This window comes from bacterium (genome assembly GCA_040755795.1).
In the GTDB taxonomy this organism is placed as follows: Bacteria; UBA9089; CG2-30-40-21; order CG2-30-40-21; family SBAY01; genus JBFLXS01.
Map to the genome: position 1 here is coordinate 1 of JBFLXS010000158.1, position 8,520 is coordinate 8,520.

13 protein-coding genes are annotated in these 8,520 nt (G+C 35.7%); 4 read left to right on the forward strand and 9 right to left on the reverse strand.

Annotated elements, in window-relative coordinates; translation table 11 throughout:
* Positions 1-300: 300 nt before the first annotated feature.
* From AB1414_11045 to AB1414_11085, 9 genes are all read right to left on the reverse strand, one after another.
* Positions 301-684: a (2Fe-2S) ferredoxin domain-containing protein gene (locus AB1414_11045; GenBank protein ID MEW6607966.1), complete on the reverse strand. Its 384-nt coding sequence runs from the start codon at positions 682-684 to the stop codon at positions 301-303.
* 65 nt (positions 685-749) lie between these two features.
* A complete protein-coding gene (nuoE, locus tag AB1414_11050) occupies positions 750-1,247 on the reverse strand; it encodes an NADH-quinone oxidoreductase subunit NuoE (GenBank protein ID MEW6607967.1) in 498 nt (165 codons plus the stop codon).
* Positions 1,248-1,911: 664 nt separating this feature from the next.
* The gene (locus AB1414_11055) at positions 1,912-2,442 is read right to left on the reverse strand and encodes an ATP-binding protein (GenBank protein ID MEW6607968.1); all 531 of its coding nucleotides are present in this window, start codon (positions 2,440-2,442) and stop codon (positions 1,912-1,914) included.
* Between the two features lie 15 nt (positions 2,443-2,457).
* Entirely contained in the window at positions 2,458-3,171 is a 714-nt protein-coding gene (locus tag AB1414_11060) for a PHP domain-containing protein (protein ID MEW6607969.1), read from the reverse strand.
* Between the two features lie 10 nt (positions 3,172-3,181).
* On the reverse strand, positions 3,182-3,520 hold the full coding sequence (locus AB1414_11065) for a serine kinase (GenBank protein ID MEW6607970.1): 339 nt from the start codon (positions 3,518-3,520) through the stop codon (positions 3,182-3,184).
* A 75-nt stretch (positions 3,521-3,595) separates the two neighbouring features.
* The gene (locus AB1414_11070) at positions 3,596-4,510 is read right to left on the reverse strand and encodes a CBS domain-containing protein (GenBank protein ID MEW6607971.1); all 915 of its coding nucleotides are present in this window, start codon (positions 4,508-4,510) and stop codon (positions 3,596-3,598) included.
* Positions 4,511-4,867 carry a DRTGG domain-containing protein gene (locus AB1414_11075; GenBank protein MEW6607972.1) on the reverse strand — a complete coding sequence of 119 codons (357 nt, stop codon included), beginning with the start codon at positions 4,865-4,867 and terminating at the stop codon, positions 4,511-4,513.
* The gene (locus AB1414_11080) at positions 4,864-5,340 is read right to left on the reverse strand and encodes a hypothetical protein (protein MEW6607973.1); all 477 of its coding nucleotides are present in this window, start codon (positions 5,338-5,340) and stop codon (positions 4,864-4,866) included. Before AB1414_11080 ends, AB1414_11075 begins: the two co-directional genes overlap by 4 nt.
* Positions 5,324-5,506 carry a hypothetical protein gene (locus AB1414_11085; protein MEW6607974.1) on the reverse strand — a complete coding sequence of 61 codons (183 nt, stop codon included), beginning with the start codon at positions 5,504-5,506 and terminating at the stop codon, positions 5,324-5,326. The genes AB1414_11080 and AB1414_11085 overlap by 17 nt, the downstream gene beginning before the upstream one ends.
* Before the next feature lie 221 nt (positions 5,507-5,727).
* On the opposite strand from AB1414_11085, the gene AB1414_11090 reads away from it, so the two are divergent.
* The 4 genes from AB1414_11090 to AB1414_11105 all read left to right on the forward strand — a co-directional run bounded on the left by AB1414_11090 (position 5,728) and on the right by AB1414_11105 (position 8,391).
* Positions 5,728-5,868: an alpha/beta hydrolase gene (locus tag AB1414_11090; protein ID MEW6607975.1), complete on the forward strand. Its 141-nt coding sequence runs from the start codon at positions 5,728-5,730 to the stop codon at positions 5,866-5,868.
* A 69-nt stretch (positions 5,869-5,937) separates the two neighbouring features.
* Positions 5,938-7,110, forward strand: coding sequence for an argininosuccinate synthase (locus AB1414_11095; GenBank protein ID MEW6607976.1), 1,173 nt, complete (start codon positions 5,938-5,940; stop codon positions 7,108-7,110).
* Between the two features lies 1 nt (position 7,111).
* Positions 7,112-7,396, forward strand: coding sequence for an exodeoxyribonuclease VII small subunit (xseB, locus tag AB1414_11100; GenBank protein MEW6607977.1), 285 nt, complete (start codon positions 7,112-7,114; stop codon positions 7,394-7,396).
* A complete protein-coding gene (locus tag AB1414_11105; GenBank protein ID MEW6607978.1) occupies positions 7,396-8,391 on the forward strand; it encodes a polyprenyl synthetase family protein in 996 nt (331 codons plus the stop codon). Before xseB ends, AB1414_11105 begins: the two co-directional genes overlap by 1 nt.
* The last annotated feature ends 129 nt before the right edge of the window (positions 8,392-8,520 follow it).

An 8,520-nucleotide genomic window follows, 5' to 3' on the forward strand; every position in this document is an offset into this window, starting at 1 on the left:
TTGTGGAAAACAACAAATTTCCATAAATTTCTATTAGTTTCTATTAATTTCAATTTTTTTAATAATATCTCCCTATCTCCTTAATCTCCACATCTCCTTTTGTTACACCACCTGAACGCTTACATAAATTCAAATAACCAAAATTCAAAACATTACCCCCATAGTTTGTATTTAGGACTTGAAATTTGGTGTTTATTTGAGATTTGGTGCTTGGGATTTGGGATTTTTTTACTTATCCACTCTGAGTAAAGTTTTGACTAATAACTGCTATAATCGTGAACTGGAAACACTATAACTCTTTTAATAAGTCGTTTCACTACCCATAACAAAGGCATATTCTTCGACAATCTTCTCACCAAGGACATGTTGAGTTAGTATCTTGATTATTTTTTCTGCATCCAGCTCCACATATTTAACTGGTGATTTTCCTATTAATTCAACCGTAGCCATTGGTTCACGACTGCACAGACCAGCACAACCTGAGGTAGTTACAATAATGTCTTTTACATTTCTTTTTGCAACTTCATCCATCAAAGAGGTCATCACTTTTCTTGCCCCGGCGGCAATACCACAGGTTCCCATGTGAACTGTTATTTTTGCCCGATAACCACCTTCCCGTAATGTTGCGGTTGTTTGATAATCCTTTTTAATCTTTTTTAAATCATCTACCCTTAATTTTGGCATCTTATACCTCCTCGTAATTGGTCAACGCTCTCCCATAAAATTGAGTATTGATTTTATTCATTATTTTATTTATATTCATTCACAATCTCCATAATTTTAACCGAGTCAACTGCTCCATAGGTATCTTCATCTACTACTACCACTGGTGCTAAACCACAGGCTCCCAGACAGCGAACACTATCTAGCGAATACCTTCCATCTCCGGTCATTTTCCCAACTCCTACATTTAATTCTTGTTTAACCTTATCTAAAATCTCATCACTTCTTTTTACATAACAGGCTGTTCCCAGGCAGACACGGATTAAATGTCTTCCCCTGGGCACCATTGTAAAGAATGAATAGAAAGTGACGACACCATAGACCATAGATGAGGAAAGATTTAATCTCTCCGCGATATGGTGTTGGACCTCTTCGGGTAAAAATCCGGCTACGCCCTGTACCTGTTCTAATACCGGGATAAGAGCACCTGGTTTATCCTTGTATTTAGCAATTATCCCATCAATCTTTGCCCACTGTTCCTGGGTTATTTCAACCTTTTTTGCACATTGACATTCTTTTTCCATAGTTAGATATCTCCTTTCGATTTTTGATAACTATTCAGCCACAGATGGACACGGATGAAACACGGAAAATCCGGTGGTGTCTGAAAATAACTCTAATAGTGAAATCTATGCAGATTTGGTGTCCAAAAGGGATTTCCTCCAAAGAGCAAAATGCAAAACTCGTTTATAGTTTATGGTTTATGGTTTATAGTTTATGGTTTATGGTTTATAGTCTATAGTCCTTCAACTATAAACTATAAACTATCAACTATAAACTATCTACTACATTTCAGCGTTAAAATACTTGAAGCAAAGATATTACTAAATTCCTCCAACTCTTTGAGAAACCCTACTACTTCCTCTTTGAAATTTGATTTGTAATTTTGCATTTTGATATTTATATTTGATATTTATTTGTTGTCTCCCTCAAATCCTATTTTGCAGAACCCTATACACTATTTTAACCTTTATGCTAGTGTGGTGTTGAGTAAGTTTTGCACGGGGTATCATCAGGTTTCGTAACCTGCAAACGGATAATTGGTAACTGGTAATTGGTAATTGGTTAAATAGTTTTGTCCTGAGCTCAGCCGAACGGTATTTAATTACCAGTTACCAATCACCAGTTACCAGAATCGAATTCCGTGCGTTATTTGTTCACCACGACACTAGAAGCAGGATGCTTATGTTACTTTAAATCTTCCATAAGGTCTTTCTGGATAAGTTTTAGCACCTCGACATTATTTATTGGGATTTCATCTAAATCTGCCTTTATTTTGTTCGTATCCAGAGAATAAGTTAAGTTTTCTTTTTTATGTTGATAAAAAAAATCTATTTCTGGATTCCCGGCTATGAGCGTCATTATTGTTTGTTTCATATCGCCGATGGGTTTGCGGTCGATATGACTATGTTTAAAACTCGCGGTAATTTTAGTTCCAATCCCTTTTTTTGATTTTATTTCAAATTTACCGTCACATTCATTCGCCGCCTGAGCAAGCAATGAAAGCCCTAAACCGACCTTTCGTGCTTTTTTAGTCGTAAAAAACGGGTCTGTGGCTTTTTTAACCGTTTCTTCATCCATTCCAAAACCATCATCATTCATCTCGATTTTTAGCACATCTTTTTTTAAATTTTCGTCAATCTTTATTTTGACCCTTTTTGCCCCGGCTCGAATTGAGTTTTCAACTATATCCAGAATATGTAATGATAAATCTTCCACTTTACTTTTGTGTCTCTAAATCTTTAATGTAGTTTTTAATAAAGCCTTTTTTATTTCTTTTACCACGGGTTCTTTTAGTGAAAATTGAGTCCAGGTTTTACCAATATCCGCTAAAAAATGGGCATCAGAGCCTGTAATTACAGGAAATTTTTTTACTGTCAATTTATCCTTTGTTATGTTTGGCGATATTTCGACAGCATCTAATTCTAACCCTTCTGGAATAAAGCCCAATTGCCCAATAATTCCAAATCCTTCACGGTCAATATGTGAGGCAATGGCAATGCCATTAAGCGAATGAATTGCCTCAACACATTTTTCAATCGTTAATTTAGTTGCTCCAATCAAAAGCCTCTGGTTATGCCTCACAATTTCGTCATTTTCATTAACCACTAATTGTAATCCAAAGGCATTCTCGTCATTTACACCTGGTAAGTTTTCATAGACAAGTTCTTGTAATTTTAGTAGGTCATCATCATTATCAAAAAGGGCTAATAGATGTACTTCTTCTGATGTTGTAATCTCAATTCCCCCAATAACCGTTATCTCAAAGGTTTTGCCAATTTTTTTACTAATCAAGACATTTTCGGCTGAATTATGGTCACAGATACCGATTATATCTAATTTTTTTGACTTTGCCGTATTTATTATTCGTTTTGGTGTCATATCCAGGTCGCCACAAGGAGAAAGGCAGGTATGGATATGCAAATCTGTATTAAATATTTTAAGCATTTTGGGATTACTAACTGGTAATTGGTAACTGATATAATTTCCCTACTAACTCAAAAGTTGATAATTTACTGACTAAAATAGGAATCTTTTCATGGATTGCCTTTTGTAGTGTATCTTCGTCTGGCTGACGATTATTAACCAAGATAATCCCTCTAATCTCTTTCAAGGAAGCCACGGCCACGATATTTTGATGTATTTGTAAAGTTACCCAGATATTTCCTTCCCTGGCATTTGCCATCACATCCGATAAAAGGTCAGAGACATAGCCGCCGGTAACTTCCTTGTCTAACATTTCCGGTGCAGATTTAACCTCTAAATTTAATTTTTCAACTATTTCTTTTAACTTCATTTTTCACCGTTTATAGAGGTTAGAAGTCAGATTTTAAAGATATTACCTTAATATCTGTTCTCTGACCTCTGTTTTCTACTCTAAATTTATAATAATTTCAATTTGAGTTCCTTGACCTACTTTTGAATTGATGGAGAATTCATCAGCACACTTTTTAATATTGGCAAGTCCCATACCTGCACCAAAACCCATTTCTCGAATCCAATCTGGTGCGGTAGAGAAGCCGGGTTGCATTGCTTGTTCAACATCAGGTATGCCAGGTCCAGAGTCTATCGCGGAAAGCTTAATCTGACTGGGTTGAATATTAGTGATAATCTTGCCTTGAGATGTAAAAATAACAATATTCATCTCCGCTTCATAACTGGCAATAGTTAACCGACGAATTACCTGCGGACGGATACCTAATCGTGTCAGTGTTTTTTTGAGACGGCTTGATGACTCTCCCGCTCGCTTAAAATCATTACCAACAATATTATATTGTAAAATTATCCTTGATTCATCGGCAATAATATCCTCAAAGAAATGACTTGCTCGAAGTCGCTTAATCTCCTCCTCATAATATTCATTTTCTAATCTTTGCAATAGCCCATGAATAATATCTCCTTTGGTTATAATCCCAACTAATTTACCATTTTCTCTTGCAACTACCGGAAATCTTCCATAATTTAATTTCTCGAATTTATTAATGGCGTGGATAAGTGGTTCATCCTCGTATAAAGTTTGTATAGATTGAGTCATTTTTTGTGAAACAGGGATTTCCATTTCTCCATCTAATAAACATTTAATAAAATCTTCAAGACTAATAATCCCAACTAATTTACCTTTATCTACAACCGGTGTTCCTGAGATACGGTTATCTCTCAAAATTTCACGCAAGTCAGCGATTAAATTATTCGGACTAACAGTAATAACCTCTTTTTTCATTACCTCGCCAACTTTTAATTCATAAGCCAGTTCTTGAATTACACTAATTTTTTCTTTTGCATCCATTTATTCTTCTATCTCTGAGCACCCGGGTAATCCTTTTTGATATAATCGACCACAGGATTCATACATCGGTAAATTAGTAACTAATAATGGGATATTTTTTTCTTTTGCCAGATCAATTGTTTCTGTGGGTGGTTTTTTACCACGCACAAAACAAATTGCCTTCATATCAGATATCTCTGCGGTCCGAATTACCTGGGAATTAGTAAGACCTGTGAGAAGTAATGCCCTGGCTTTAGTAAAGGATAAGACATCACTCATTAAATCCGCGCCACAAGCCATCTTTACTTCTATTTCTAAACCAGAGGTATCTGTAAGGATTTCAGCCTCTAAAATTTCTTTTAGTTCTCTAATTTTCATTTATTTTTCCTTTTTTGCATTTCTTGCCATTTTTCAAGATACTTAATATCTATCGTATCTTTATATCTATCTGTTTTCTTTAATTTAATCAAATCCTCAACACAAGGCACATTTACCTGAAATCCTGTTTCATCTGTAATTACTTCCTTACGGTTATACATTTCTTCAAATGAAATAGTTTCTCCTTTTTGAGTAATCACTTTTTTAGCCCGAAACACATCAATAGATACATCATTTTCTAATTTAAACATAAAATATGATTCCATCTCGTCTAATTTTTTAGATGGAAACAGGTCAAACTTCTCTGCTATTTCAAGGAAATTTTTGGTATTTTCTCTACTTCCATCAATATAAAGGTCGTAATCCATTGTTTGGACAGGTATACCATAGGCAATCATTGCCTGTCGTCCTATCAGAAGATACTTAATATGAGCATTATGAATTGCGGCAATAAACTCAACCGGGTCTGTCATTTTCCACCTTTTTTAATTTGCTAAATTTAATCGCGGCAAGGGTATGTCTATATCCAATTTGTAATCTCTTTTTAACGCCAAACTTAGAAAGCCAGGTAATTAGATTTTCCATTTCTTTTTCTTCATCCTCCTGTGTTGGTAGAGGTATCGTATCTTTATCAATCATCTTAAAAATTATATTATCACAATATCCTGAAAAAGTCAATTTTTATTTTAAAAAATTCTTGACAACAACTTATTATTTATGATAATCTTACTAGTGTCGTGTTGAACAAATAACGCACGGAATTTGATTCTGGTAACTGATGATTGGTAACTGGTAATTAAATACCGTTTGGCTGATCTCATGACGAAACTATTTAACCAGTTACCAATTACCAGTTACCAATTACCAATTACCAGTTACCAGTTACCAATTACCAGTTACCAGTTACCAATTACCAGTTACCAGTTACCAATTACCAGTTACCAGTTACCAATTACCAGTTACCAGTTACCAATTATCCGTTTGCAGGTTATGAAATCTGATGATACGCCGTGCAAAACTTACTCAACACCACACTATTGCTTTATGAAATAAAAAGGGGATGAAGAAAGATGAAAAAAGTTGTTTTGGCATATTCTGGTGGGTTAGATACCTCCGTGATGATTAAATGGTTAAAAGACAATTATGATGTTTTGGTGATTGCCGTAGCCGTAGATTTAGGTCAGGGAGAAAATTTTGATAAATTGCATTCAAAGGCAATATCAAGCGGGGCGGATAAGATTTATATTGAGGATGTCAAGGATGAATTTATTAATCAATATATCTTTCCCACATTAAAGGCAAATGCTGTCTATGAAGGTAAGTATTTATTAGCAACTTCACTTTCTCGACCTTTGATTGCCAGGAAATTAGTTGAGGTTGCCAAAAAGGAGAATGCAGATACTGCCGCACATGGTTGCACGGGTAAAGGCAATGACCAGGTTCGGTTTGAGGTGACAATTTCATCTCTGGCTCCAGAACTAAAAATTTTAGCCCCAGCCAGGATATGGGAATTTAAAAGTCGTGAGCAAGAGATTGAATATGCGATAAAACACAATATCCCGGTGCAAGTAACCAGGGAGAGCCCGTATAGCATTGATAAAAACCTGTGGGGAGTAAGTATTGAGTGTGGTCCATTAGAAGACCCCTGGGTAGAACCACCAGAAGATGCTTATCAAATAACTACCGCTCAATCACCACCAGAACCAACTTATTTAGAAATAGCGTTTGAAAAAGGTATTCCGGTAAAACTAAATAATGAGGAGTATGCTTCAGTAAAGTTAATCCAGAGATTAAACGAAATAGGTGGGAAATATGGCATTGGACGGGTTGATATAGTTGAGAATAGACTTGTTGGAGTGAAGTCACGAGAGGTTTATGAGGCACCGGCCGCAACTATTTTATTTGAGGCACATAAGGCATTAGAATCATTAGTGTTAGATCGAGAAACAATTCATTTTAAAGAAATAATCAGCTTGAAATACGCTGAATTGATATATTATGGATTATGGTATTCGCCATTAAAATCTGCATTAGACGGATTTGTCGAAAAGACACAAACTAATGTTACGGGTAAAATCAGAGTAAAACTTTTACCTGGCAAGGCAATCGTGGTTGGTCGAGCATCCGCATATTCACAATACCGCTATGAATTAGCCACATACAGTCAGGACGATACCTTTGACCATCAAGCCGCTGAAGGATTTATCAAAATCTTTGGTTTACCGTATAAAGGAATAGCTTAAAATGGAAGAAAAAATTAAATTTGAAGAGGCATTAGGAGAACTGGAAGGGATTGTCCGAAAATTAGAGCAAGGTGGCTTACCATTAGAGGAATCATTAGCCGCTTTTGAAAAAGGAATGAAACTGTCAAAGACCTGCTTTAAAAAGTTGAATGAGGCACAACGCAAAATTGAAATCTTAACTAAAGATGAACAAACAGGAAAAATTACGGCTACCCCTTTTTCATCCGACCAGGAAATTGAATCTGAAGAAGAGAACGCAGGGAAAGAGGAAGAGTTACCATTTTAATGGATATTGAGAAATATTTAGTCAATAAAAAAAAATTAATAGATGAGGCATTAGATAATTATTTACCCCGGGCGAGTGAGTATCCACAGGTTATTCATGAGGCAATGCGATATGCAGTGTTTTCAGGGGGAAAAAGGATACGGGCGATTTTAACTTTAGCCGCAGGGGAAGCGGTTGAAGGAAAAGAAGAAGAATTATTACTGCCTGCCGCTGCCTTAGAACTAATCCATGCTTATTCCCTTGTTCATGATGACCTGCCTGCAATAGATGATGATGATTTCCGTAGAGGGAAACCATCCTGCCATAAGAAATTTAATGAAGCCATCGCTATTTTAGCCGGTGATGCCTTACTTACTCATTCCTTTTACTTATTGTCCAAAATTAAAAACTCACCTGCTCGAGTAATAAAAGTTTATGAAGAAATATCAAAGGCTATTGGCACATCCGGAATGATTGGCGGACAGGTGGTTGATATTAAATCTGAAGATAGTGAAATATTAGATGTTCCGACCCTTGAGTATATTCATACCCATAAAACAGGGGCTTTACTATGTGCCACGGTGAAGGTTGGATGTATCTTAGGTAGAGGAGACAAAAATCAATTGCTTTTTTTAACCAGGTATGGAGAACATATTGGTTTAGCCTTTCAAATTGTCGATGATTTATTAGACCTTGAAGAAGGGATAAAAGGCAGAGACAGAAAAAGTGATTTAGTTAAGAAAAAATTAACCTACCCGGCGGTCTATGGTATTGAATCATCAAAAAAGCAAGTGACAATGTTAATTGAATCTGCAATATCCTGTCTTAAGAATTTTAATCATAAGGCTGATCCGCTAAGGGCTATTGCTGAATTTATTGGTAGAAGAGGCTCTGTGATTCAGACAGTAGACTATAGACATCAGACTAAAGCGGGCAGAAATTGCAGAAGAATAAGTAAGCGTTCAGGTCATTACAAAATATCTAATACTCGATGTTCAAGTTTTTTAAAGGTATAAAAATTTAACCGCAAAGAGCGCAAAGGAAGGTTTCGCAAAGGACGCAAAGAAAGAAAAATAGGTCTATAAACGAAAACGAACTTTCAAATATTGTTAATTGCTTATAAATTTCAATGTATTAAGACTCAA

Bases quoted from the DNA above. Each gene is read 5' to 3' on its own strand.
- xseB (MEW6607977.1), top strand. From the start codon at position 7,112: ATGGAAGAAAAAATTAAATTTGAAGAGGCATTAGGAGAACTGGAAGGG.
- nuoE (MEW6607967.1), bottom strand. From the start codon at position 1,247: ATGGAAAAAGAATGTCAATGTGCAAAAAAGGTTGAAATAACCCAGGAA.
- AB1414_11065 (MEW6607970.1), bottom strand. From the start codon at position 3,520: ATGAAGTTAAAAGAAATAGTTGAAAAATTAAATTTAGAGGTTAAATCT.
- AB1414_11080 (MEW6607973.1), bottom strand. From the start codon at position 5,340: ATGACAGACCCGGTTGAGTTTATTGCCGCAATTCATAATGCTCATATT.
- AB1414_11075 (MEW6607972.1), bottom strand. From the start codon at position 4,867: ATGAAAATTAGAGAACTAAAAGAAATTTTAGAGGCTGAAATCCTTACA.
- AB1414_11060 (MEW6607969.1), bottom strand. From the start codon at position 3,171: ATGCTTAAAATATTTAATACAGATTTGCATATCCATACCTGCCTTTCT.
- AB1414_11085 (MEW6607974.1), bottom strand. From the start codon at position 5,506: ATGATTGATAAAGATACGATACCTCTACCAACACAGGAGGATGAAGAA.
- AB1414_11045 (MEW6607966.1), bottom strand. From the start codon at position 684: ATGCCAAAATTAAGGGTAGATGATTTAAAAAAGATTAAAAAGGATTAT.
- AB1414_11095 (MEW6607976.1), top strand. From the start codon at position 5,938: ATGAAAAAAGTTGTTTTGGCATATTCTGGTGGGTTAGATACCTCCGTG.
- AB1414_11105 (MEW6607978.1), top strand. From the start codon at position 7,396: ATGGATATTGAGAAATATTTAGTCAATAAAAAAAAATTAATAGATGAG.
- AB1414_11070 (MEW6607971.1), bottom strand. From the start codon at position 4,510: ATGGATGCAAAAGAAAAAATTAGTGTAATTCAAGAACTGGCTTATGAA.